Source organism: Phyllobacterium sp. 628 (assembly GCF_014189505.1).
In the GTDB taxonomy this organism is placed as follows: domain Bacteria; phylum Pseudomonadota; class Alphaproteobacteria; order Rhizobiales; family Rhizobiaceae; genus Phyllobacterium.
The window spans coordinates 1876948-1900600 of the sequence record NZ_CP050301.1 but is presented as its reverse complement, the minus strand read 5'-3'; the positions used below and the strand labels follow the sequence as shown (position 1 = coordinate 1900600).

Genomic DNA, 23653 nt, shown 5'->3' with positions numbered 1-23653 from the left:
TTTACATGCTCTAAACGCACATAAAATGTGGCGGCCAACCGTTGGCAATAGGGCGTAAAAAAGGCGACACCCCGACTGTTGCTGTGCCGCAACAGAAATGCTGCCGACAGAGCGTGGCATCCGTTCAACCGCCGATAAACAATTCGTGAAAACGTGCCGCGCGGCTTTTAATGCAATTGATAGCGAAAATCGGTGACACCGGACATCCCGCCTATCGCCTGGAGATTCGCATCGACGGGCTTGCCTCTGACATAGCGATCCATGAATGCCACGGCAGTTTCGGTAATGCGCTTGCGTGTAAACAGACCAAGATCAGTCCATGTCAAATGACCTGCGCCAAAAAACTCGACATAATATTTCGGCGCGGGTGAGCGATCATAGCCGCCACCCGCGCGGCGCACGGGAGGCGTTACGAAAATATCGCGCGTGCCGCCCTGATACATGACCGGCGCCGTCAGCCTGCCGAGCAGGTGCTCCGGAAAATATGGTTTGATAAATGGCGACAATGCCAATGTCGCCTTCACGCCGTCCACCTGCCAGCTTGGCCAGGCACCGCTCATCCCGAGCACCGTATAACCACCAAGGGAATGACCGGCCAGCCCCATCTGGGACCAATTGATCTTGCTGTTCCATTGCCGGTCGCGTTTCAACGCAGCAATCAGCTTTTTGAAATCATCGGCCCGGTTGCGGTGGGTCGCCTCGGTCCATTTGTAAGGCTTGCGCAACGAAACCTGCGGCTTGTCCCAAATCTTCTGATCGCCATTGTTGCAGGTCGCATCATGATGGTTTGGTGCAAAGACGATATAGCCCGCATCGGCAAAGGCCCGCATCAAAAACTTGGACTGTGTCGAACAGCCGTGGAAGCCATGCGAGAAAAAGATAACCGGCTGTTTGGGCGTCTGACGCTGATCCGGCTCCCAGACATGCACGTGGACGCCGCCGATCACCTGCTCACTGTCTTTGGCTTGGGCTGCTCCGGCTACTACGAAAGCCAGCAGACTGGCAACGAGCACCCGCAGCAATGTTCTCATGCGGGGCAGAAATGATATTGCTTTGATCATTCTGATGCTCGCTTGACGCGCCTATCGCCGGCTCAGACTTCCCAAAATCCCCCGCACCAGCGCGCGGCCGAGCGAGCTGCCAACCGAGCGCACCACAGACTTCATCGCGGCTTCCGCCACAGTCTGGCGTGCTCGGGGCTGGCCTCCACGTGGACCCGGCTTGCTGCTCCCGCCACCAAGAATGTCCGGCAGATGCCAGCCGCTGGTACTGTCGGCTTCCTGCTCCTTGGCAGTATCGACTTCGGCTTGAACCTGCGCTGCCTTCTTCTGCAAAATTTCGTAAGCGGATTCGCGATCAACCATCGCGTCATATTGACCGGCAACCGGGCTGGAATTGATCAGTTTTTGCCGTTCGTCCGGGGTCAGCGGCCCGATGCGTCCGGCAGGCGGGCGGATCAATGTGCGTTGCACCACCGAAGGCACGCCCTTGTCGGCCAGAGTCGAAACCAGCGCCTCACCGGTGGCAAGGTTGGTGATCGCGGCAAACGTGTTGAAATCCGGATTTGGACGGAATGTATCGGCGGCGGTCTTTACCGCGTTCTGCTCGCGCGGTGTATAGGCACGCAACGCATGCTGCAGACGGTTGCCGAGCTGGGCCAGCACGGTTTCCGGCACATCCAGCGGGTTCTGCGAAATGAAGAAGACGCCGACGCCCTTGGAACGGATCAACCGCACCACCTGCTCCACCCGGTCAAGCAGCGCCTTGGGCGCTTCGTTGAACAACAGATGCGCTTCGTCGAAAAAGAACACGAGGCGCGGCTTTTCCGGATCACCAATTTCCGGCAATTCCTCGAAAAGCTCCGAGAGCAGCCAAAGCAGGAAAGTGGAATAAAGCCGCGGGTTCATCATCAGCTTGTCGGCTGCCAGCACGCTCACCACACCACGCCCATTGGTGCTGGTGCGCATGATATCTGCGATTTTCAATGCGGGTTCACCGAAAAACTTTGTGCCGCCCTGCTGTTCGAGCACCAGCAACGAACGCTGGATTGCTCCTACGGATGGCTTCGTCACATTGCCATAGCGGGCAGAGATTTCCTCGGCACGCTCGGCAATATTGACCAGCAATGACTGCAGGTCTTTCATGTCAAGCAAAAGCAGGCCTTCTTCATCGGCGATCTTGAAGGCAATGTTCATGATGCCTTCCTGCGCGTCGGTCAGATTCATCAGGCGCGACAGCAAGAGGGGCCCCATCTCCGAAATGGTGGCGCGGATCGGATGGCCCTGCTCGCCAAAAATATCCCAGAAAATGACGGGCGATGCATCGAGTTCGTAGGGATCAAGCTTCACATCGGCAGCGCGCTTGACAAGAAAGTCCTTGGCTTCACCCTTGGCGCCAATGCCGGAAAGGTCGCCCTTGATATCGGCGCAGAACACCGGGACGCCAGCGCGCGAAAAACCTTCCGCCAGCACCTGCAGCGTCACAGTCTTGCCTGTACCTGTCGCACCGGTAATCAGCCCGTGCCGGTTGCCATATTTCAGCAACAGGGCCTCTGCCTGCTGATAGCTGTCATCCGGCTTGCGGCTCGCACCAAGGAAGATTCTGTCGTCAGCTGCCATATCGATTGATCCTCATCGCGCGGTGTTGCTTCTACCCGATATAAAGGCCCGATGCCGAAGCGACAATGCTTTGGCATAACGTTCTTGTAAAACCCGGGCAGAAAGTTCAGGCTGACATCGCCGGGAGAAGCGCCAGCCGCAAAGCGCATCATCCGAGTCGAAACAGGAAATCCGGATATGCATAGTCCAAACGGCAAACGCGCGTTCATCGCCGGAATCGTCATGGTCGCCATCTATGCATTGCAGTTTGTGACGGCGCGTTTTAGTTTGCGCGATCACCTTACCCCCAGCGATCTGACGATTTTGCGCTTCGGTGCAGCCGGTATTGTTTTTGCAGCCATCATGGCGAGACAGGGGCTGAAAACCATAAAGGCACTGGGCTTACGGAAAATGCTGATTCTTGCCTTGCTCGTCGGCCTGCCCTATCCATGGATCATCAATTGGGGCATGCGCCACGCTCCGGCCGCTCATGCCGCGGCGATCGCTCCTGCTGCAATCATGCTGTTTTCCTTCCTGCTTGCGCGTCTGGTTTTTGGCGATGTGGTGTCACGGGCCCGCGTCATTGGCCTTGCGGCGGTCCTCGCCGGGCTGTTTCTCTTCGTCTCCCCGGCTGCCGAAACGACCTCACAGGTTCTGTTCGGCGACATGCTGTTTGCCTTTTCGGGTCTGATGTTCGCCACTTATGGCACTCTGGTACGCCGGTGGGAGGTTGATCCGATCGTGGCGACGGCCTCGGTCGTGCTGCTCTCCTGCATACCGCTTCCGCTTGTCTATGGCCTTGCGCCGAGTGGATTGACCACCGCGCCGCTTTGGGAAATCGGGGCGCAAATCATCACGCAGGGCCTGTTGTCCGGCGCGGCGGCGATGTTTCTCTATACCTATATCGTGCGTGAATTGGGCTCGCAGACAGCATCATTGTTCATGCCGTGGGTACCGATAGCCACCGCGCTTCTTGGCGTTGTCGTTCTTGCCGAAATACCGGCCACGGTGCAAATGGCCGCCATTGCCATCATGGTGTTCGGCATGACCTATCCTCCCCTTGCCGCCCGATTTGGCCGCCAGCCTGTCCCGGCAAAAGGCGCTGCCATCCCTGACTTACCAACGTCATCCTGAGATGCAAGAGTTGCATCTGTCCTGTTCCGTTTCGATCAGAAACGCTAACCAGATTGACGCAGTGGCTTGCAATGGAAAGAATGACCGCATATTACGTAAACGTAATTCAAGCCACACGGGAGTTTAGGTCTATGGATGAACTTATCGCACGCATTACCGCCAATGTTGGCACTGATCCAGAGACGGCAAAAAAGGCCGTTGGCCTGATTCTGGCATTCCTGGAAAAGGAAGGTCCTGCCAAGGCATCCGAGCTGATCGCCAGCATTCCGGGCGCGGAAGCAGCCATTGCCGAAGCCAAGTCCGGCGGCGGTTTTTTGTCCGGCCTGATGCCCGGCGTCATGGGCCTCGGTTCCAAGCTGATGGGCGCTGGTCTCGGCATGAGCGAAATCTCTGGCATTTCCAAGGAAACGATTGCATTTGCTCGTGAAAAGGCTGGTAGCGAAGCGGTTGACGAAGTCGTCAACTCCATTCCAGGCCTCAGCCAGTTCGTCTAAGCCCATGGCTTATTCAGGCCAAAACCTGACAACAAGCGCGCGCCCTTTGGCGCGCGTTTTTGTTTGTGCCCTCAGTATAAGTTTGCTGATCGCTGGTCCGGCGCTGGCGGAAGTGCGTCTGGGCAAGAACGTCCGCATTTTTGGCCATGACTTTTCCCACCGCACCTACAAGCGCATGGAAATCGAGACAACCCACGAACGCCCGCCCTGGTATGGCTGCCGGATATTCAAGCGGGGTTCGGTGTATCAGGGACAAAAAATCCGCGAGCGCACGGAAATTTGTAATTTGAAGCCGGTGGCAAAGGGGAAGCGCAGTTAAGACAATAGTGTCGCAAGCCCATGGTGCGTGGTTCGACAAGCTCACCATGAGGGTGAGTGAGGATTGCAGGGAGTCATATTTTGCACCCTTGGTGAGTAGCTTTGCAGCCAACTTCTCTCCCTCATGGTGAGCTTGTCGAACCACGCACAATCGAAATGCAGGATAGATAACATTACCCTCAAGCCGGGCTCGAGGGTAATATTTCAGAGCTTTCAAGCTGCCTTTCTTGCCGGTACAGTCACAACATTCACCAGCGTCGCCACGATAATATTCGCAGCCAGTGCCAGCAGCCCGATATAGACCGTGAACGGTGCCCCGCCGAGGCTGATTGCCTGCAACGGTTTAAGACCATTGCTCCACACGAGATAGGTCCCGCCAAAGAAACCGACCAGCCAACCGGCAAGCAGGCCCGGCGCGCGGAACCACTGCGAATAGAGTCCGAACACCAGTGCCGGAAGCGTCTGCAAAATCCAGATACCGCCAAGCAATTGCAGGTCGAGCGCGAACTGCGTCGGCAGGAATGCTATGACCAACAGAGCGCCGATTTTGATGATCAGCGATGTGACCTTGGCGACCTTGGCCTCCCCCCGCATCCGTCACCGCTGGATTGACATAGGCCTTCCAGAAATTGCGGGTGAAAAGGTTGGACGCGCCAATGCTCATCACGGCCGCAGGCACCAGCGCGCCAATAGCAATGGCGGCAAACGCAAACCCGGCAAACCAGCTCGGGAACAATGTCTGGAACAGCGCAGGCACCACCTGATTGGGGCTGGAGACATTGAGATGCGCCGCATGGCCCATATAACCGAGCAGCGCCAAAAGCCCGAGCAGCAACGTATAGGCGGGCAGCATCACCGCATTCTTGCGGATGGTGTTGCCGCTATTGGAAGCAAAAATACCGGTTAGCGTATGCGGATACATGAAAGCAGCCAATGCTGAACCCAGCGCCAGCGTGGCATAGGCCACATACTGGTTGCCACCCAGCAGCAGATCACCGGAACCTTTCGCCTTGAACGCCGCATCGGCCGAAGCGAAGACATTGGCATAGCCACCAAGCTTTGACGGGATCAATGCCACCGCAGCGATCACCGCGATGTAGATCATGATGTCTTTCACGAACGCGATCAGCGCTGGCGCGCGCAAACCCGCCGAATAGGTATAGAGCGCAAGGATGATGAAAGCGACGGCCAGTGGCAGCTCGCCAGTCAATCCCAGTGCCTGCAGAACGGCAGCCATACCCACCAGCTGCAGCGCGATATAGGGCATGGTGGCAATCACGCCAGTTAGCGCCACCGCAAGCTCCAGCCCGCGCGAACCATATTGTCCGAACACCACGTCACCAGCCGTCACGTAGCCATTGTCCTTGGCGCGCTTCCACAGAAGCGGCATCACCATGAAGACAAAGGGATAGACAATGATCGTATAGGGCAATGCGAAGAAACCGTAGGCACCGACCGCATAGACCAGCGCCGGAACCGCGATCACCGTGTAGGCCGTGTAAAAATCTCCGCCGACAAGAAACCAGGTGATCCACGTGCCGAAATTGCGGCCGCCAAGACCCCACTCATCAATATGTTCCATATTTTTTGGCGCACGCCAGCGCGAGGCGACAAAACCAAGAACTGTGACGAGAGCGAAGAAGAAAATGAAGACTGACAGTGCGACCGGATCAATATTAGTCGTCATAGCGCGTGCTCCGGTAAACAATCCACGTAATCAAGGCAGTCAATGGCACGAAAGCCAGCTGATACCAGTAAAAGAAGGGAAAGCCGAACAGTTCAGGTTCGCGGAAATTGTAGAAAGGAACCCAGAGCAGTCCGATGTAAGGAATCGCAAGCAGCCACAATATGGCCTTTCTTGAACCTTTTTCCATGGATATGTCCTCATGAAATTTGCTTGGAGGCAAGATGAAACCAAAGAGTTTCATTAGTATGCTGCATTCTCATTTGCGCAAGCCGGGATTGATCCCGGCAGCAGGTGAGGATAGGTTCAGCGGCATATTATCAACAACGTTCTTTTCCGGTCTGTGGCAATTTGTGATCGGAAAGAGCACGATCCATAAAGAAATTAGTAACCAAGATTCTTCATGCTTCAAACCAGCCGGCAATTGACGCCAGACACGCGAGTTCCGTGCTTGATGGTTGAGTATTGACCGTGACGATCCCCATGAGGGTAAGTCGCAGGTTTGAGTAAGCGTTTGGAAAAAGAGTACGATGGCGTTCGCGACCGATACATTCAGTCAGTCCCGTCCCTTTGGTGGATTTGATTTTCGTCTGGCCAAGCCGCGCGGCACGCTTGTCAGCGCCTTGGCGATTGGCGTCGGCATTGCTGCAACCGTGTGGATGCTGACCACCATCAGCACGACGCAGAAAATGGTCGTGTCCCTTGCATCGGGTCCGGGCGTGGTGCGACAAGGCACCCATGCGTTTGAGAACATCGCGCTTGTCAATCCGCGCGATCCTGTGGTTCGCAGATCGAACACCGCTTCGTTGGCACTGTCCAATCCCGATCTGAAGGCCCGCATTGCAGGCCGGGCCAGACTGGTGCCCAAAGATCCTGATTTAATGGCCTCCGCCAACACATCGGGTCGTGTTGTTGTGTCACACGATGATGCGTTTGCTGAACCGGCTTCCGCCCTTGTGCTGATAGAACGTTCACCGCTGTCGGAATCTGCAGTCACGGCGCTTCTCAACACACCATCAGCGCCCATGGATGCGGAGTCGCGGCAGTCAATCCAGTCGGCTTTGGCCAATCGCGCATCGGCACTCGCCGCTACCACGGATGGAGTCGCCGCTCCCGATAGCAAACCGGCTGGCGCTATTCCCTTGCCTGAAGATGCGCCCGTGCGCAAAAGCCTTGAGGTTGCCGCGGCGGATGCTGCGATGAATTCCGCGTCGAGCAACCCGTTCAGCGCCCAGCCTGATCTGGTGGACGTGCGGCGGCACGAACCTGTCATCCCGATCCTTGCCAGTTATGCGCCTTCCGCCACCGAGAGCAATCCAATGATCGGGCCGCTCGCACCGGATCTCGAAACCGTGGAAACGGTGCCGGGCCCGGAAAATGCGCCCGACAGAAAGAACGCCAGTGTCGAGCCGGATGATGCGGACGATGCGCCGGATGCAATCGAAATTCCCCTGCCCCTGCGACGGCCGAAACTGGCTGCGGAGAGTTTCCCGCCAGCACCGTCCGCACCGGAGAGCCAGCGCCCGCAGGTGCGGCTTGCCTCCGTACGTCCGAATAACCCCGCCGTCGAAAGCATGCCGGGCAACAGAAGCTCCGCACCGTTGCCCAATGCCAAGACCCGCGTCGCGATCTACGATATTTCGGCGGGCACCGTATATCTGCCCAACGGTGAAAAGCTTGAAGCGCATTCGGGGATGGGCCACATGCTGGACAATCCCCGCTATACCAAGGTGTCCAATCGGGGCCCTACACCGCCGCATACCTATGATCTGACCATGCGCGAGGCTTTGTTCCACGGCGTCGCCGCGATCCGTCTGACGCCGATTGACGGCCGCAACGCCTTTGGCCGCAATGGCCTGCTAGCCCACACCTATATGCTTGGACCACGTGGCGATTCAAATGGCTGTGTGGTTTTCAAGGATTACCGCCGGTTCCTGAAAGCCTATCAGCGCGGCGAAGTCACACGCCTCGTTGTGGTGGAACATATGCCGTCCACCTCGTTCTGGAATTTTGCATCGCGCTGAGACGTTGACGGGCTTATAGGCCGGTAATCAGCTTTTTGAGCAAACCGTCGAGCATCTGCTGCTCGGCGGTTGTGAGCACTGCCAGCAGCTTTTCTTCGTTCGCCACGTGACGCGTCAGCGTTTCATCAGTGAGACGCCTCCCCTCGTCCGTCAGTGCGATGAGCTTGCCGCGCCGGTCACTCGGGTCGGGGCGCCGCTCAATCAAACCGGCACGCTCAAGCCGGTCGAGGCGATTGGTCATGCCGCCGGATGATATCATCACAGCTTCATAAAGTTTTGTTGGCGACAGCATATAAGGTTCGCCTGAACGCCGCAGCGTCGCCAGCACATCGAACTCGCCCGGTTGCAGTCCTGCATCCGCGAACAATGGATTGAGATGATCACGCATGATACGTTCGGCGGCATCCGACAGGCGGCCAAGCACAGCCATCGGCAGGGAGGGTAAATCCGGGCGCTCGCGGGCCCATTGTTGTACGGCAACCTCTGCACGATCCATCGCAAATTTCTCTCGACACAATGTATCTTGACATTAAGATACATTTCATTTACTTACATTGCAGCGAGATAATAACGCAGCTCGCAGCTTTTGAAAAGGAGGATCAAATGCCCAAGATGATTTTTGTGAATCTGCCCGTCCGCAATTTGGCGGCTTCCGGTGATTTTTACGTTGCCCTCGGCGGTACAGTAAACCCGCAATTTTCCGACGAACAGGCGACTTCGGTCATGCTATCGGACGCGATCGGGATTATGCTGTTGACCCACGGACGCTACAGCGATTTCACCAAACGCCCCATCGGTGATGCACGGCGTGAAAGCCAGACGCTGATCGCCCTCAGCGTCGATACCAAGGACGCCGTAGACGCCACCCTCACCCGCGCGGTGGCTGCAGGCGGCATCGCCGACCCGAACCCGCCGCAGGACCATGGCTTCATGTTCAGCCGCAGCGTCGAGGACCCAGATGGTTATGTCTGGGAAATCATGTGGATGGATATGAGCGCGTTTCCCGGAAATTGAACCGCGTAACATTGTCATAATAAACAGAGCGTCCCGATCTCGTCAGGATGCTCTGTTTATCTGCATAACAAATAGTACAATTATTACAGTTACATCCGCAAACCGCTCACTCTTCTCACAGGCAAGGACATATTTATCTTTGTTTCCAGGTTTTTCTCTCATACTCTTGTTGCATAGCGCCGATAATCTTCACAGCGACATGATCTGAAGGAGAGAATATGAGCCCCAGCGATTTCGGATTTTCCTCGGCTGCCAGAGCCGGAATGATGCAGGAAGCCTACCGGCAGCAGGACGAATATAATCGCCAGCGGGCCGAGGTTCAGAACTATGCCTCCTCGATTGACAAGAAACGGACAGACTGGAATCTGATTGATGCCAAGGAGCTCGGCGTCTCAATCAGTACCCCGGTGGCCAAACTCGGCATCAGCCTTGGGCACATCACGATTCCCATGCGCAACCGGAAAACCGGCGAGCAGATAACGTTCACGGGCGGCGGTCTCGGTGGCACGCTTGGCATTACCTTTGGCTTGAGTGTCCTGACGGTGAAGGTCAAGGATTTCAAAGTTAAAGGGTTGAACGAGGCCGCGAAATTGGCTTCGACAGGCGAAGATATCGGCCCGGCGCCGGGAACGCCGGTTATTGACGGTGAAATCGGCGTACCGATTTTCAAGGGCCCGTACTGGAAAGAGTCAGAAGGCTCGGATCAGTTCAGAGGCGCCGTCGGCATTTCAACCGGAACACTCAATCTGGTTTCCAACCTGTTCAAGGATCCGAAAACGCTTATCCCAAAGACGCACAATCTGACGGCCCTGACCTTCTACAACTGGAAGGCCGTGCCGTTCCTGCTCAATCCGACCATGTCGACCATGGCACTGCCCTATATCGAGGCGATTGCGTTGTGTACCAAGGAAGGCCATGGCGGCAACCTTGCGGGCATCCAGGGCAAGCAGGCCTATTTCATGGTCTCACGCGCTTAGGTCGTAAACTGATAATCTGACTGGATTGGTGGGTGGAATGGCTCGGCCGATTCGGATCAGTTTCTCTTTGCGTTACCCGAGCAGCACTACCCCTTGTCTCGCTCATACCGCGCCTTGGTTTCCGCATTCATCGGATAAAGCCCCGGCAATGGAACACCGGACTCGACCTCGTCCATAATCCAGGCCTCCATGCGTTCCTGCTCGGGCGCTTCCTTGAGCACGTCGTCAAGATAAGCAGCAGGAATAAGCACCGCGCCATCATCATCCACCACGACAATATCATTGGGAAACACCGCTACACCGCCACAAGCTATCGGTTGCTGCCATGCAACGAAGGTCAGGCCAGCCACGGATGGCGGCGCGGCGATGCCATTGCACCAGACGGAGAACCCCGTTCCAAGTACGCCAGCCGCATCGCGCATCACGCCATCGGTAACAAGTCCCGCAACCCCGCGTTTAACCATGCGCGCGCAGAGAATATCACCAAAAATGCCCGCATCGGTGACACCCATCGCGTCCGCTACCACCACGACGCCTTCCGGCATGGCTTCGATGGCCGCACGGGTGGAGATTGGCGAAGCCCAACTTGCCGGGGTGGCCAAGTCCTCGCGTGCCGGGACGAAACGCAGCGTGAATGCAGGCCCGACAGTGCGGGGCTGACCCGATTTGATCGGCTTTGTTCCGCGCATCCAGACATTGCGCAGCCCCTTCTTCAGCAAAATCGTCGTCAACGTTGCGGTCGAGACGCTTTTGAGAAGCTCGATTGTCTTCTTATCGAGCGCAACAGGAATGGTATCCTCGGATATGGGCAATTGGCTCTCCATCGCTATGGTTTCACGGACCATGAATGTGTGCACCCGCCTGCCTGTCTGGCAAGACTTCTCAACGTTCTGCAGGATCATTTTAAGTTGCGCGGCGCTCTACCGGCTTTGCATCCACCGGAATATTGCAACCGGCCGCAGGCAATGATATTGGAGCTTTAGCTCAATTCAGGAAAGGAGGGCTGCGCATGAATACGTTCTTTCGGCACCATCGCCAGCGTGGCCCCGTCAACGCCCTGCAAATCCGTTTGCAGGGCTGACCGGAAACACACTTTTCCAAACCCCTTCCAGGTCTGCCCTTCGTGGTAATGCAACGTCAATCTTGACCGTCTGCATAGCGTTACAACACACCGAGCATCGTGACCCAAGCAACCCGCCCATGAGGCATCTTGGTCACCCGCATCAGCCCGATGAATCAATCCACATCGCGCTCATGCCTGCCCGGCAGACCAGAGAATAATCATGACTTTGATCAATATAAGAAATCTCGGCGTCACTCTCGGTGCATCGCTGTTTTCCAGCCTCAACCTTGTCGTCAGCGCTGGCGACCGTCTCGGTATCATCGCCGCCAATGGCCGTGGCAAATCCACATTGCTGCGTTGCCTGACGGGTGAATTCGACCCGACCATCGGCGACATCACCCGTACGCGCGGCCTGCGCATCGGTTATGTCGAGCAGATCGTGCCCGATAGACTGATGAACACATCGTTTTACGATGTGGTGCGCCAGGCGCTGCCTGCGGACCAGATCGACAGCGAGAGTTGGCGGGCCGATATCGTGCTCGACTCGCTCGATGTGCCGGAAGAGTTGCGCCAGCGTTTCCTTGCCCAGCTCAGTGGCGGCTGGCAAAGGCTTGCCCTGCTTGCGCGCGTCTGGGTGACCGATCCGGATGTGTTGCTGCTGGATGAACCGACCAACCATCTCGATCTTGCCAAAATCGCACAGCTGGAAGACTGGCTCAACAATCTGCCGCGCGATGTGCCTGTTATCATCTGCAGCCACGACCGGGCATTTCTCGATACCACCACCAACCGGACATTGTTTCTGCGGCCGGAAAATTCGCAGATGTTCTCCTTGCCCTATTCGCGGGCACGGGTGGCACTCGATGAGATCGATGCCTCCGAAGCGCGCCGCTATCAGCGGGATATGAAGGTGGCGCAACAGTTGCGCCAGCAGGCGGCAAAGCTCAACAATCTCGGCATCAATTCCGGCAGTGACCTTCTGACCGTGAAGACCAAACAGCTCAAGCAAAGGGCAGAACGTCTGGAGGATGCGGCAAAACCTGCCCATATGGAGAGGTCATCCGGCGCAATAAGGCTGACCAATAGCGGCACCCATGCCAAAGTTCTGGTGACACTCGACAATGCGTCAGTGGAAACACCGGATGGAACATTGCTGTTCAAGACAGGCCAGCGCTGGATTTGTCAGGGTGACCGCATTGTTCTGCTCGGGCTGAATGGTACGGGCAAAACCCGCCTCGTCAACATGATCCGGAAGGCAATCATTGATCCGGCGAATTCACCCGAAACAGTCAAGGCAACGCCGTCACTGGTGCTCGGTTACGGCGATCAGGCGCTGTCGGAACTGCCGGAAAGCGATACACCTTTCAACACGATCAGCCGGCGTTTCGATATTGGCGATCAGCGTGTCCGCACACTGCTGGCAGGGGCCGGTCTTGGCATTGATATCCAGAGCAAACCGAACAGCGTTTTGTCCGGCGGGCAGAAGGCCCGTCTCGGGATGCTGGTGCTGCGCCTGATAAATCCGAACTTCTATCTGCTGGATGAGCCGACCAACCATCTAGACATCGATGGGCAGGAAGCGCTGGAAACCGAACTGATGGCGCATGAAGCAAGCTGCCTGCTCGTCTCGCATGACCGCAGTTTCGTGCGCGCCGTCGGCAATCGCTTCTGGCTCATCGACAATAGGCGTCTGGTCGAAGTCGAAGGCCCGGAAGAGTTTTTTGCTGCGATTGCCGGAAGATAGGGGCCTAAAGCGTCGGACGCACACGAGCCTCAGACATACCTTTTGCCGCTTATCACAAAGCTTCTCTCTCCGTCATCCTCGGGTCATCCTCGGGTTTAACCCGAGGATGACGGAGTTATATGAAGCGGCCCGTCACCCCGCATGAGCCGCTTGTGCGTGGGCATTGATGATCGCGTCGGCTTCCTTGCCGTAAAGTTCCTCGAAATGATCAAACGCCTTGGAAAAGTGGCCAATGCCCTGCGTTGCCGCCCTCAGTGACCGCGCCAGATCATCCAGCGCAGCGCCCGGTATAATCGCCCGGAAAATATCCCAGCCCTTAGCGGTTTCATCCCGGTCAAAGCCCAGCACCTGCCCCTTGAACGACGAAACAATCGGCACAAGGCTGCCCGAGAACATCGAGGGTATGTGGATTTCTACCCTGAACACCGGCTGCATCAGCACAGCAGCAGCTTCCGCCAGCGCCTGCCGCACGCCCATCTTCGCCGCCGCCCGGAATGCGAATTCCGAACTATCAACCGAATGATGCTGACCGTCGGTCAGGGTCACGCCAACATCGATCACATGCAGGCCAAGCGGACCCTTTTCCATGGCTTCACGCGCGCCTGCCTCAACAGCAGGGATAAAATTGCGCGGCACTGCACCGCCTTTCACCACTTCACCAAAGGAAAAGCCATCGCCGCGCCCATTTGGGTGCACGCTGAGCTTCACGTCGGCAAACTGCCCGGCACCGCCAGTCTGCTTGCGGTGACGGTAATGCACATCGGCGGATTTCGAGATCGTCTCGCGGTAAACCGGGCTCGGAGGCCTGTCAGTGACATTGACATGGAAGACCTCGGCCAGCGTCTTACACAGGTCGCGCAAATGCACCGGTCCTTGCGCGCGGACCAGTTGTGCGCCCGTCCCCTCCTCCTGCATGACGGTCAACCCGCGATCCGTCTCCACAAGCTTGGTCAGCGTTTCCGACAATTTTGTTTCGTCGCGCTCGCTTTCCGGCACCAGAATACGTTCCAGCATCGGCGTCGGTGGCGCAGTCCATTCCGGCGCCGCCTTGGCAGCATCGGCAGTGAGCAGCGAAGGCACCGGAAGATGGTCGGATTTAACTGTGCTGAAAACATCGCCGGGCACCGGTATGCCTGACGCGGTCGGCTTGCCGGTTCCTGGTTCCTGCACCGGTCCCAGCCGCCCGCCGCCCAGCAGTGCGCCCTGTTTCAGCCCATCTTTCAGCGCTCGGACAAGCACTGTCTTGCCAATATTCTGGCGGTGATAGGCGTGAAAACTGACTGCAGCCAAGGCATTTTCCGGCACCTTTGCGCTGGCAGCAAGGCGCTTCAGAAGCACGTCCACCGGTGGCGCCTCATGGCGTAGCGCCTTCATCAACCGCAATATACCGTTGCTGTGGCTCGCCGCACCGAGCAGCACCGGGATCACCTTGTTCTCCCGCAACACCCGCGAAGAAATGGCAAAGACCGCATCACTCGGCGGGTCACGATCCTCGATCAGTTCTTCCAGCAGCCAGTCATCAAATTCGGAAAGCTGCTCCAAAAGTTCGGCGCGTGCCTCGTGTTCGCGCTCCAGCTCACTTTCAGGTATCGCAATCAACGCTGATGTCTGACCTTCGCGGTAACGCCATGCCCGCTCCGAAATCAGGTCGCATGTCCCGACAACCTTGTCGCCCTCGCGGATCGGCACTTGCCGCAGCACCAGCGAATGGCTCGAATATCCCTGCAACGCGGAAATCACGTCGCGCACCCGCCCTCGCGGTTCATCGATGCGGTTGACGAACAAAATGCACGGCGTGCCCGACGCCTCGATCACTTTGAGATAGGGTGCCGCAAGCACCGCATCTTCCGGCGCTGGTGAGACGCACAGGATGCAGGCATCGCTGGCAAGAAGTGCGTCCTGCGCATGCGCCAGCGATTCATTGGCGCCGGGTGCATCCAGTGCACACCACACCTCTTTACCGAAAGTGAATTCGGTGACGCCAAGTCCATAGGGTGAAACAGATTTTTTTGGCGCGCCTTCCAGCGCGCCCAGTTTTTCCACGAGTGTGGATTTTCCGGTCTGCGAAGGTCCAAGTACCGTAAAGCAGCGCATACGCGTCCTCCCCTGCTACGACAAAAGTCTCCGCTTACAAGATGCCTTAACGCGGCCCGAAGCGCCAGAGTGAGGATGTTTTTCTTGTATCTGCCCTATTCTCACGTCGAGGCCGCTTGCAAACACGTCTAGACAAAAAACAGGCCAGACTTTCGTCTGGCCTGCAAAAATAGTTTATTCAGCGGCTATCGCCACCTGAAACTAATCTGATGAGGCTTAAGCAGCGCTCAGCTGGTCAGCGGACATCTTGCCCGACTTCTTGTCGCGCACGAGTTCGTAGTTGATCTTCTGACCGTCATTGAGATCGCGCAAACCTGCGCGTTCAACTGCAGAGATGTGTACGAATACATCCGCACCGCCGTCTTCAGGCTGAATGAAGCCGAAACCCTTTGTAGAATTGAACCATTTAACTGTGCCTGTGGCCATAATGAACCTCCGTCTGGCAGATGTATCGAGTGTCGCGCGAACCGCACAACGGTCCCTTGTAGCGAATTTTGGTGGGAGGCGTAAAGCCTATATGCAAGAAAGTGTTAACGCGTCTTAGAATTGTCTTAAATCGCGCGTCGGGAATGGACCATTGGACCTTGCGCTTGCTGGCCGCACGGGCCAAGAGTGGACCGGAATGGTTCAGGCAATAATCAGGCATATGCAGAGCAAACAGATCGCAATCATCGGTGGCGGACCGGCGGGTCTCATGGCGGCAGAAGTGCTTTCCCTCTCGGGTCATGCAGTGACGGTTTACGACGCCATGCCCACCGTCAGCCGCAAATTCCTGCTCGCCGGAAAATCTGGCCTGAACATCACCCATTCCGAAGAATATACCAGCTTCTCCAGCCGTTTCGGTGCATCGTCGGATCGCTTGCGCCCCGCGCTTGATGCCTTTACGCCAAACGATGTCAGGATCTGGGCGGCTGAACTCGGGACGGAAACTTTTACCGGTTCGTCGGGCCGGGTCTTTCCAAATGTCATGAAAGCCTCGCCCCTGCTGCGCGCGTGGCTGCGGCGGTTGGAGTCACAGGGCGTTGTGCTCAAGACCCGCCACCGCTGGATTGGTTTTGCGGGTAGCGGCCTTGTCTTTCAGACACCCGATGGCGAAAAAATCATCCAATGCGATGCCGCTGTTCTGGCGCTCGGCGGTGCCAGTTGGCCAAAGCTCGGCTCTGATGCGACCTGGGTTGCAGGACTTAAAGACAAAGGTGTCGCGATCAGTCCATTGCGCCCTGCCAATTGCGGCTTTGACGTGGATTGGGACGACCTATTCAAACAGCGTTTCGCTGGCGAGCCGGTCAAATCTGTCACCGCAACATCGGATGCGGGCACATTTCCCGGCGAATTCGTGATTTCACAGAACGGCATCGAAGGCAGCCTTGTCTATGCACACGCCGCCAGTTTGCGCGACCAGCTGGAGCATGACGGCACCGCAATCATGACGGTTGATCTCGCGCCGGGGCGAACGATTGACCGGCTGGCAAAGGACCTCGCACGGCAGGATAGCAAAACGAGCTTTTCCAATCGCCTGCGAAAAGCAGCGGGGCTGGAAGGTGTCAAGGCGGCGTTGGTTCGCCGGTTCGGAACCGCCCGTGATCTTTCCAATGCTGAAGGGCTCGCCAGACTGATCAAGGCACTGCCGCTCGCCGTCTTGCGGCCCCGTCCGATTGAGGAAGCCATTTCATCCGCCGGCGGCGTCAGTTGGAATGCGATCGATGCGAATTATATGCTGAAAGCAATCCCCGGCACGTTCGTTGCCGGTGAAATGCTCGATTGGGAAGCGCCAACGGGAGGCTACTTGCTCACCGCCTGCTTTGCCACAGGCCGCGCAGCTGCGCGCGGCTTTGAAGCGTGGCTGAACCGATAGTCAGCCTCTCACATCTCTAACAGTAACCGGCAGAACCCGGTTCAGATGGTCGCGCCAGACCGCAAGCGCCAGTTCGGCCAGCCCGCAAACGAGCACCAGAAGCAGCAGGCCGTTCTTGCCGGTATGAACCAGCATCCACCCGCCGAGGACCGGGAAGCCGAAGACGCCGATAAAATATGACAAGGCAAACCACGTCATCGCCGCTTGGCGGTGTTCCATCGCCGCATCATTGACTGCCTGCGTCTGAATGATGGAATAAACCAGCCCATAGCCGATACCCAGGAGCACGGCACCAAGCGCCTGAAAGACCACGCTGACCGGCACCCCGAACATGGACACAATGCCAAGCGTCATGATCACCAGCAGAATTTGCGCGCTGGTTTCCCTGCGTACCCGGTTCAGCAAAGGTGCTAGAAGCCAGCGAGACGTCACCACCGTGACCGCATAGATGGCAAAAAACGTGCTGGCGTTTGCCGATGTACCCGCCACTAGCGATGTCTGGAACGTCAACAGACCGGAGAACACACAGGCACCCAATGCGACCATGACAATCGGATAAATAGCTGCTGTGCGGCTGATCGCCGGAAAATGGCGCAGCCATTGGCGTGTATCGCTGACCGGCCGTTGAACAACGGCCGCCCGCTCGAATGTCCACAACAGAAGCGCGGCAATAACGGAGATGCCACCAACATACAGAAATACCGTTGCGGTCGGCAGCCGCAGTGAATGGACGGCCAAATCGGCAAGGATAGGACTTCCGCCGATACCTGCCATCTGGAAAGCACCGAAGCGGGTGAACCACAAACCGCGATCAGCGTCGCTGGTGCGCTCGACCACAGCCATCGGTGCAGCAAGGTAAAATGCGCCCCATCCGAGACCGATGAGGAAGCCGCCTATGGCGAAAAACGGCGTAATGGCGGTCAGCGACGCAAACAGCGAGAACCCGGCAGCGATGCTCAGCGCACCGGCGGCCGCCATATTTGCCGCCCCTATCCGGCCCGAAAACCAGCCAACCAGTGGTACTCCGACGAATGTGCCGACCATCGCGGCTGCCAGTGTAAAGCCGGTATCCAGCTCATTACCGCCAAGCGACAGGAAATACGCGTTGAGCAGGAAGGTGGCGCCATATCCGGCAGAGGTGAGCAAAGTGCCCAAGAAGAGAAACATCGCAGTGGTGATTCGCATTGTGCAAACTCGCAAAAGGTGAGATAAGTGGCTTTATAAAACTCCTTATTTTACAAAAAACCAGATCCACTTTATCGCCCTCGCATGAGCCACTTTGGAGGCATAATGCCAATTCACCGACAGCCGCGCCGCCGCGAAAGCCCCGTGCATTCATTTCAGCCCGTGCTGGATCGCACCTCGCCGTCCCCGGCTGCCCGCCAGATTTATTTGTCCATCCGCACAGCGATTCTCAGCGGACAGATCCGTCCGTCAGCGCGGCTGCCATCTACGCGCCTGGCCACGCGGGAGTGGCAAATGTCACGTGGTGTCATCACTGAGGCCTATGAAACCCTCATCGCGGAAGGCTATGCCCATAGCGTCCACGGCTCCGGCACGTTCGTCGTCAGCAATATCCCGCAGGCACAACAAAAAACGGCACAGTCTTTGCCCGATCACACTGAGCGCACCATTTCCAAAGCGGCGCGCAAAGCCCTTCTGGCGGGGCCATCCTTTGGTTCCTCCGTACAGGTGCCATTTGCGACTGGCCGGGTGGTGCATGACGTACGCACAACGGAAGTGCTGCGCAGGATTGCCGGACGCCATCTGAATTTTGGCGAAGATCACTACCGGAACGTGCAGGGCGAACAGAGCTTGCGGGAAGCCATCGCAGCTTATCTCACGGCGTCGCGCAGCGTTCGCTGCGATGCCAGTCAGATATTCATTACATCAGGCACACAGCAGGCCATTGATCTGGTCGCACGGACGTTGATCACGCCGGGCGACCGCGTTCTGGTCGAAGATCCCTGCTATCCCGGCGCCCGCCATGCTTTCGAACTGCATGGGGCCGAACTGACCGGTATTCCCGTGGATGAAAACGGCATGCAAACCGCGCTGCTTCAATCCTTTACAGGCACGGCCAGCGCCGTTTACGTCACGCCATCGCATCAATATCCCGCTGGTGCAGCCCTCTCCCTCTCCCGACGTCTGGAATTGCTCAACTGGGCCAAGGCAAACCGGAGCTGGATCATCGAGGACGATTACGACAGCGAATTCCGCTATGATGGACGGCCTCTCGCCTCGCTGCAGGGGCTGGATGACAATGAACGCGTGATCTATCTCGGGACTTTCAGCAAGGCGCTGCTGCCCAGCTTCCGTGTGGGCTATGCGATCGTGCCGCGCGATCTGGTGGCGGCTTTTGCCGCCATGCGTCCGTTTCTCGACCGCTTCCCGCCGCCATTCCAGCAGCAGGTTTTGGCGGATTTTCTCAGCGAAGGCTATTTTTCCAGCCATCTGCGGCGGTTGCGGGAAAGCTACCGCAAATCCCGCGATCTGCTCGTCGCAGCGCTGCAGGAACGCCTTGCCGGTCATTTGACGTTTAGCGTACCCAGTCAGGGCATTCACCTGATCGGGCGCAGCACGGGCTCATGGCATGATGACCGCGCTGCCGCAGCTGCGGCAGCCGAAGGGGGCGTAAAGGTAACGCCGGTCTCCCCCATGCACGTATCAGCCGCTCCGCGTGACGGATTGCTGCTGGGGTTCTCCGCCCTCACCTCCAGCGAAGCAGATCAAGCCAGCGCACTCTTGTTGGCAACTCTTGATAATATGGCTGCAAGACAGCGCTGATCAGCGTTGGCTGACAAGCATTTTCAGGCGCATGCGGCGGCGGACACGGCGCATGGCCGACTGCAAGCGTGCCTGTGCAGCGTGGCTGCGTTCTTGCGCCTGAATGACAATTTTGTTCTTGTAGTTTTGCGGACCGACGAAAGTTATCTTTGCTCGCACAATCATTGCCTCGCCACAGTGTCGTTTAAAACTCTTACGAGAGGCGGGATTTATGCGCTGTTTTTGTACAACTTAGAATAGTATTGTTGCAAGTAACCTTAACGGAATAGTTGCATCAGCAATGATCAGCATTGACGCCGGAAAGGATTTGAGGCTCGGCAGCGACAATTTTCGAAGGAAGGCGACAGCCGAGCCCCATGCTGGCCCCACGACAAACCAGCGGCCCCATCGTGCTGCGCCGGAGAGTGCAGGTCAAATTACAAATCAGCAATGATGGATTGGGTTGAGCGGGACGTCTTCGCGCACGCACCAGCCACTTTTTTATAGAAACGTCTTCACCGCCACCGGGATCGCGACGCCAATGATAAAGATCGCGAGGGCGCAGGTGCGGCAGGCAAAATCAGTCCAGATGCTGTCATTGTCGTTATCGCTAATCATGGCACCAGCCTTCTCCGTCAGTTGAGGGTTGTACCCTCCAAGGCCTCAAGGGTAGGCCGACATACTTAACGACATGTAAACGCGTAATTCGGCCAGCAGCGGCACTTCTCGGCCGGGCACTCCAACATGTTGAGATTATTGAGTAATGCCGATGCAATGTCCGCACTGCTGAATGCGGATATGGATTTTGCAATGAGAGCTTAAAGCGTTTCCGTCAGGCCTGCCCGCGAGATGGCGGTCTTTGCAAGCTGGTCAAGACGGCCACGAAGAACCTTGTTGGGCGTGCTTCCGATATCTTGAACGATACAATCGGCGACCGGGGATCCTAGGGATGTCACACAGACAGGAAGGGGTCCCGCATGGCCTTGATCAATCTCAACCTTATCAACAACACCACCACGACCATCAATTCCAGTAATTTTCACTCCGGCGATACTGTTGCTCTCGGGCTTGTTTCCAATGCAACGCTCATTGTCGATGGCGTCAATGCTGACATCACCTCGTTTGCCGGCGTCAGCGGTCTTTCCAGCACGACATTTCAGGTCATCAATGGCAGCACTTTGACTGTCGAAGCGCAGCTCGCATCCATCGGGGCCGGATCGTCCTTCCACTATATTATCGGCGCGGGCAGCACCCTGAACATCAACTCGGCGCTTCTCGGGATTGATGTTCTGCAAACCACGACTGTGGATTTTGCCGGATCGACCGGCACCGGACATTTCGTTTACACGCCCCCGGCCATCGGCCTTTCGCTGCTCAGCCCTTCTCCAACGATTGTCAATGCCAGCGCCGGGGATCGCGTTACCGTCAATGGCTCTTCCAGCGTCACCCAATCCGGCAATGTCATAACATTTCACGGCGGCCTGCTCGGCCTCGGCACTCTTGCAACTTATGTCATTCCGGCCGGTGCAACCTATAGTTTCAACGATGTCACCGACACCTTGACTTTCATTACCCCCTGTTTTGTCCGCGGCACACTGATCGCAACACCTGATGGAGACGTGCCCGTTGAAAAACTGAAGGCGGGAGACCTTGTTCTCAGCCTGAACAAGGGCACTGCCACGATTATCTGGGTTGGCAGCCGGACCATCGACCCAAGGATACTCGACAAGCCGCGCAATGACCTGCCGGTCCGCATTCATGCGGGAGCCATCGCGGACGGTGTGCCCCAGCGCGACCTGCTCGTCTCGCCCGATCATTGCCTGTTCATCGGGGGTACATTGGTGCCTGCAAAACTTCTGATCAATGACACCACCGTTACCCAGAAAGTGACGCTTTATCTCATCGACTATTTCCATATCGAACTGGAAAAACACGATGTGATCTGGGCGGAAGGGGCGATGACGGAAACCTATCTTGACCTTGGCAACAGGAACGTCTTCCTTGAGCAGGGTGTGCTGCAATTCACCTCGGTGAAAGCGAAGGAGGCCAAGGCCTGCTACCCTTTTGCTTATATGGGACCAGCTGTGGACAAGGCACGCGATATTATTGCGGCGCGTGAAAACACCTTTGGTTATACGACCGAAAGCGCGAAAGCCTCATAGAGATAACGGGCACAGGCTTAGGCTTGTGCCCGTCTTCAATTCGATCAGGCTTTGCGCCCGGAATCCAGGCTCCACGCACCACCACCGGCCGCAGCCAGATAAAGAAAGATGAAGCAGAACAGCACAGCGCCCTCGCCGTGATTGAGGATCGGGTAAAAACCTTGCGGCGCATGGGCCATGAAATAGGCTACTGCCATCTCACCCGCCAGCACAAAAGCAACCGGACGCGTAAACAGCCCCAGCGCCAGCAGAATACCACCGGCGAATTCAAGGACGGCGGCGACGCCGATCAGCGACATCAGATTGGGTGCCGGGTCCATGGCCATGGGAAACCCGAACAGTTTCGAGCTGCCATGCGCGATGAACAGCAATGCAGTGATAATCCGCAGCACAGAAAGCAGCCGCGGCGCCCATACAGTTTCAAGTTCAATCCGGGAGATCATGTTGCCTCGCTAAACACTGTTGGAGGCTGGAGAATGTCTGGCTTTGCGCAGAATTGCAATGCGCACCGGCACGACTAAGGGGGTTACTTACACGCCGCCCCTACTCCTGCGCGGCGCGCAGGAGTTGTGAGGCTCGACACCGGACCATTGCATGTCACTACCATGGAGAGCACCGAGCCTCGGTTGATAGACCTGCAACGTACGCCTGAGGCACTTGCGTCTTTGGGGGACTGGGCATCGACAGATCGTACAGTTCAATCATCAACACCTCCACGTTTAAGGAATAGGAAGATGTGTCAATGAAATACCGGGATACACCCAGAAATGTCCCAAGACGACGAAAAATCAACTAGGACGTGTTGACAAAGAGGGTTTTCAAATCACGTAGGTTTTGATTCAAGGTAGCTTTCACGGAGGTTATCTTGATCCGAGGTTTGATGAGCGATGAGGAATGGGCCTGCCTGGAACCATTTGTGATTGAACGAGGCGCTCGCAGTGGGCGACGACCAAGAGATCACCGGCTTGTTCTGGATGGGGTATTTTGGATCGCACGGACAGGTGTCGCTTGGCGCGACTTGCATGAACACTTTGGCAAATGGTCATCAGTTTACCGCCAGTTCCGGCGCTGGACACTGTCGGGCTTGTGGGATGTGCTGCTTGAGGCCTTTAACGAAAGTGGTGACGGTAATCCCAGCCTGCAAATGATCGACAGCACAATCATCCGGGCACATCATTGTTCAGCCGGCGCTAAAGGGGGACTCCGCGTCAGGGTCTTGGCCGCTCAAAAGGTGGCTTTACGACCAAAATCCATCTCCGTATCAATGCGATGGGCCTGCCCATAGCCTTCACACTGACTAGCGGAGAAGTCTCGGACTTCAAGGGATACATGCCCGTTATGGACGCCGACGGACCCGCGCCAAAGGTGCTACTGGCTGACAAGGGTTACGATGCCGATTTTATTCGTCAGGACATGGAAAAGCGCGGTGGTATCGCCTTGGTGCCGACCAAACGCAACAGGCTCGTCCAGCTTCCCATCGATACCGCTATCTATGCCCTGCGCAACATGGTCGAACGTTGCTTCAACAAGTTGAAAAACGCTCGAAGGCTTGCAACCCGATACGACAAAACCGCCGACAGTTATCTCGGCTTCGTCCACATCGTCTCAATCCGCCTGTGGATGCGCCACTTTGTCAACGCCTCCTAAAAGTTGCTCGACACTTTTGTCTGCCAAAAAAAACTGTCGAACACTGCAAAATGCAAGTTTCTCTTGAAATTTACGAAAAA

21 protein-coding genes and 1 pseudogene are annotated in these 23653 nt (G+C 56.8%); 11 read left to right on the top strand and 11 right to left on the bottom strand.

What is annotated here, in order from left to right:
• Positions 1 to 167 precede the first annotated feature (167 nt).
• Positions 168 to 1061, bottom strand: coding sequence for a dienelactone hydrolase family protein (locus HB779_RS10880; RefSeq protein WP_188345704.1), 894 nt, complete (start codon positions 1059 to 1061; stop codon positions 168 to 170).
• Positions 1062 to 1082: 21 nt separating this feature from the next.
• Complete coding sequence (locus HB779_RS10875) at positions 1083 to 2618, bottom strand: helicase HerA-like C-terminal domain-containing protein (RefSeq protein ID WP_188345703.1); 1536 nt, start codon at positions 2616 to 2618, stop codon at positions 1083 to 1085.
• A gap of 177 nt (positions 2619 to 2795) precedes the next feature.
• On the opposite strand from HB779_RS10875, the gene HB779_RS10870 reads away from it, so the two are divergent.
• The 3 genes from HB779_RS10870 (at position 2796) to HB779_RS10860 (ending at position 4544) form a co-directional block, all read left to right on the top strand.
• Entirely contained in the window at positions 2796 to 3731 is a 936-nt protein-coding gene (locus HB779_RS10870; protein ID WP_188345702.1) for a DMT family transporter, read from the top strand.
• Between the two features lie 131 nt (positions 3732 to 3862).
• Positions 3863 to 4225, top strand: a complete 363-nt coding sequence (locus HB779_RS10865) for a DUF2267 domain-containing protein (protein WP_188345701.1) — start codon at positions 3863 to 3865, stop codon at positions 4223 to 4225.
• Positions 4226 to 4271: 46 nt separating this feature from the next.
• On the top strand, positions 4272 to 4544 hold the full coding sequence (locus HB779_RS10860) for a hypothetical protein (protein ID WP_188345700.1): 273 nt from the start codon (positions 4272 to 4274) through the stop codon (positions 4542 to 4544).
• A gap of 212 nt (positions 4545 to 4756) precedes the next feature.
• Here the strand turns inward: HB779_RS10860 and mctP are convergent.
• Together mctP and HB779_RS10850 are read right to left on the bottom strand one after the other, a co-directional pair.
• Positions 4757 to 6230: pseudogene (gene mctP, locus HB779_RS10855) on the bottom strand (monocarboxylate uptake permease MctP).
• Positions 6220 to 6417 (bottom strand): DUF3311 domain-containing protein, encoded by a 198-nt coding sequence (locus HB779_RS10850; protein ID WP_188345699.1) that lies wholly within the window; start codon positions 6415 to 6417, stop codon positions 6220 to 6222. Before HB779_RS10850 ends, mctP begins: the two are co-directional and overlap by 11 nt.
• 340 nt (positions 6418 to 6757) lie before the next feature.
• Here HB779_RS10850 and HB779_RS10845 point away from each other — a divergent pair, with 340 nt between their 5' ends.
• Positions 6758 to 8251 (top strand): DUF2778 domain-containing protein, encoded by a 1494-nt coding sequence (locus HB779_RS10845; protein WP_244642526.1) that lies wholly within the window; start codon positions 6758 to 6760, stop codon positions 8249 to 8251.
• 13 nt (positions 8252 to 8264) lie between these two features.
• Here the strand turns inward: HB779_RS10845 and HB779_RS10840 are convergent, their stop codons facing one another.
• Positions 8265 to 8747, bottom strand: a complete 483-nt coding sequence (locus HB779_RS10840) for a MarR family winged helix-turn-helix transcriptional regulator (RefSeq protein ID WP_188345698.1) — start codon at positions 8745 to 8747, stop codon at positions 8265 to 8267.
• Between the two features lie 107 nt (positions 8748 to 8854).
• Between HB779_RS10840 and HB779_RS10835 the strand changes: the two genes are divergently transcribed.
• Both HB779_RS10835 and HB779_RS10830 read left to right on the top strand, forming a co-directional pair.
• Positions 8855 to 9265, top strand: a complete 411-nt coding sequence (locus HB779_RS10835) for a VOC family protein (RefSeq protein WP_188345697.1) — start codon at positions 8855 to 8857, stop codon at positions 9263 to 9265.
• Between the two features lie 218 nt (positions 9266 to 9483).
• Positions 9484 to 10242, top strand: coding sequence for a hypothetical protein (locus HB779_RS10830; protein WP_188345696.1), 759 nt, complete (start codon positions 9484 to 9486; stop codon positions 10240 to 10242).
• 86 nt (positions 10243 to 10328) lie between these two features.
• On the opposite strand, the gene HB779_RS10825 is transcribed toward HB779_RS10830, so the two are convergent.
• A complete protein-coding gene (locus HB779_RS10825; protein WP_188345877.1) occupies positions 10329 to 11066 on the bottom strand; it encodes a ribonuclease activity regulator RraA in 738 nt (245 codons plus the stop codon).
• Between the two features lie 459 nt (positions 11067 to 11525).
• Here HB779_RS10825 and HB779_RS10820 point away from each other — a divergent pair, with 459 nt between their 5' ends.
• Positions 11526 to 13049: an ABC-F family ATP-binding cassette domain-containing protein gene (locus tag HB779_RS10820; protein ID WP_188345695.1), complete on the top strand. Its 1524-nt coding sequence runs from the start codon at positions 11526 to 11528 to the stop codon at positions 13047 to 13049.
• Between the two features lie 132 nt (positions 13050 to 13181).
• On the opposite strand, the gene HB779_RS10815 is transcribed toward HB779_RS10820, so the two are convergent.
• Positions 13182 to 15143 carry an elongation factor G gene (locus tag HB779_RS10815; RefSeq protein ID WP_188345694.1) on the bottom strand — a complete coding sequence of 654 codons (1962 nt, stop codon included), beginning with the start codon at positions 15141 to 15143 and terminating at the stop codon, positions 13182 to 13184.
• Positions 15144 to 15359: 216 nt separating this feature from the next.
• The gene (locus HB779_RS10810; RefSeq protein ID WP_162700345.1) at positions 15360 to 15569 is read right to left on the bottom strand and encodes a cold-shock protein; all 210 of its coding nucleotides are present in this window, start codon (positions 15567 to 15569) and stop codon (positions 15360 to 15362) included.
• Positions 15570 to 15789: 220 nt separating this feature from the next.
• Between HB779_RS10810 and HB779_RS10805 the strand changes: the two genes are divergently transcribed.
• Positions 15790 to 16998 carry a TIGR03862 family flavoprotein gene (locus tag HB779_RS10805; RefSeq protein WP_188345876.1) on the top strand — a complete coding sequence of 403 codons (1209 nt, stop codon included), beginning with the start codon at positions 15790 to 15792 and terminating at the stop codon, positions 16996 to 16998.
• On the opposite strand, the gene HB779_RS10800 is transcribed toward HB779_RS10805, so the two are convergent.
• Complete coding sequence (locus HB779_RS10800) at positions 16999 to 18183, bottom strand: MFS transporter (protein ID WP_188345693.1); 1185 nt, start codon at positions 18181 to 18183, stop codon at positions 16999 to 17001.
• Between the two features lie 105 nt (positions 18184 to 18288).
• On the opposite strand from HB779_RS10800, the gene HB779_RS10795 reads away from it, so the two are divergent.
• Positions 18289 to 19785: a PLP-dependent aminotransferase family protein gene (locus tag HB779_RS10795; RefSeq protein WP_188345692.1), complete on the top strand. Its 1497-nt coding sequence runs from the start codon at positions 18289 to 18291 to the stop codon at positions 19783 to 19785.
• On the opposite strand, the gene HB779_RS10790 is transcribed toward HB779_RS10795, so the two are convergent.
• Positions 19786 to 19950, bottom strand: a complete 165-nt coding sequence (locus HB779_RS10790) for a hypothetical protein (RefSeq protein WP_188345691.1) — start codon at positions 19948 to 19950, stop codon at positions 19786 to 19788.
• A 791-nt stretch (positions 19951 to 20741) separates the two neighbouring features.
• Between HB779_RS10790 and HB779_RS10785 the strand changes: the two genes are divergently transcribed.
• The gene (locus HB779_RS10785) at positions 20742 to 21926 is read left to right on the top strand and encodes a Hint domain-containing protein (protein WP_188345690.1); all 1185 of its coding nucleotides are present in this window, start codon (positions 20742 to 20744) and stop codon (positions 21924 to 21926) included.
• A 44-nt stretch (positions 21927 to 21970) separates the two neighbouring features.
• On the opposite strand, the gene HB779_RS10780 is transcribed toward HB779_RS10785, so the two are convergent.
• Complete coding sequence (locus tag HB779_RS10780) at positions 21971 to 22369, bottom strand: DoxX family protein (RefSeq protein WP_188345689.1); 399 nt, start codon at positions 22367 to 22369, stop codon at positions 21971 to 21973.
• A 437-nt stretch (positions 22370 to 22806) separates the two neighbouring features.
• Between HB779_RS10780 and HB779_RS10775 the strand changes: the two genes are divergently transcribed.
• Positions 22807 to 23573 (top strand): IS5 family transposase gene (locus HB779_RS10775; RefSeq protein ID WP_371823908.1). Its coding sequence is split into 2 segments (ribosomal slippage): positions 22807 to 23128 and positions 23128 to 23573, totalling 768 coding nucleotides; the frame shifts between segments, so codons are not numbered across the junction.
• The last annotated feature ends 80 nt before the right edge of the window (positions 23574 to 23653 follow it).

Coding starts and splice junctions, on each gene's coding strand:
- HB779_RS10880 (WP_188345704.1), bottom strand. CDS start 1,061: ATGATCAAAGCAATATCATTTCTGCCCCGCATGAGAACATTGCTGCGG.
- HB779_RS10875 (WP_188345703.1), bottom strand. CDS start 2,618: ATGGCAGCTGACGACAGAATCTTCCTTGGTGCGAGCCGCAAGCCGGAT.
- HB779_RS10870 (WP_188345702.1), top strand. CDS start 2,796: ATGCATAGTCCAAACGGCAAACGCGCGTTCATCGCCGGAATCGTCATG.
- HB779_RS10865 (WP_188345701.1), top strand. CDS start 3,863: ATGGATGAACTTATCGCACGCATTACCGCCAATGTTGGCACTGATCCA.
- HB779_RS10850 (WP_188345699.1), bottom strand. CDS start 6,417: ATGGAAAAAGGTTCAAGAAAGGCCATATTGTGGCTGCTTGCGATTCCT.
- HB779_RS10845 (WP_244642526.1), top strand. CDS start 6,758: ATGGCGTTCGCGACCGATACATTCAGTCAGTCCCGTCCCTTTGGTGGA.
- HB779_RS10840 (WP_188345698.1), bottom strand. CDS start 8,747: ATGGATCGTGCAGAGGTTGCCGTACAACAATGGGCCCGCGAGCGCCCG.
- HB779_RS10835 (WP_188345697.1), top strand. CDS start 8,855: ATGCCCAAGATGATTTTTGTGAATCTGCCCGTCCGCAATTTGGCGGCT.
- HB779_RS10830 (WP_188345696.1), top strand. CDS start 9,484: ATGAGCCCCAGCGATTTCGGATTTTCCTCGGCTGCCAGAGCCGGAATG.
- HB779_RS10825 (WP_188345877.1), bottom strand. CDS start 11,066: ATGGAGAGCCAATTGCCCATATCCGAGGATACCATTCCTGTTGCGCTC.
- HB779_RS10820 (WP_188345695.1), top strand. CDS start 11,526: ATGACTTTGATCAATATAAGAAATCTCGGCGTCACTCTCGGTGCATCG.
- HB779_RS10815 (WP_188345694.1), bottom strand. CDS start 15,143: ATGCGCTGCTTTACGGTACTTGGACCTTCGCAGACCGGAAAATCCACA.
- HB779_RS10810 (WP_162700345.1), bottom strand. CDS start 15,569: ATGGCCACAGGCACAGTTAAATGGTTCAATTCTACAAAGGGTTTCGGC.
- HB779_RS10805 (WP_188345876.1), top strand. CDS start 15,790: ATGCAGAGCAAACAGATCGCAATCATCGGTGGCGGACCGGCGGGTCTC.
- HB779_RS10800 (WP_188345693.1), bottom strand. CDS start 18,183: ATGCGAATCACCACTGCGATGTTTCTCTTCTTGGGCACTTTGCTCACC.
- HB779_RS10795 (WP_188345692.1), top strand. CDS start 18,289: ATGCCAATTCACCGACAGCCGCGCCGCCGCGAAAGCCCCGTGCATTCA.
- HB779_RS10790 (WP_188345691.1), bottom strand. CDS start 19,950: ATGATTGTGCGAGCAAAGATAACTTTCGTCGGTCCGCAAAACTACAAG.
- HB779_RS10785 (WP_188345690.1), top strand. CDS start 20,742: ATGGCCTTGATCAATCTCAACCTTATCAACAACACCACCACGACCATC.
- HB779_RS10780 (WP_188345689.1), bottom strand. CDS start 22,369: ATGATCTCCCGGATTGAACTTGAAACTGTATGGGCGCCGCGGCTGCTT.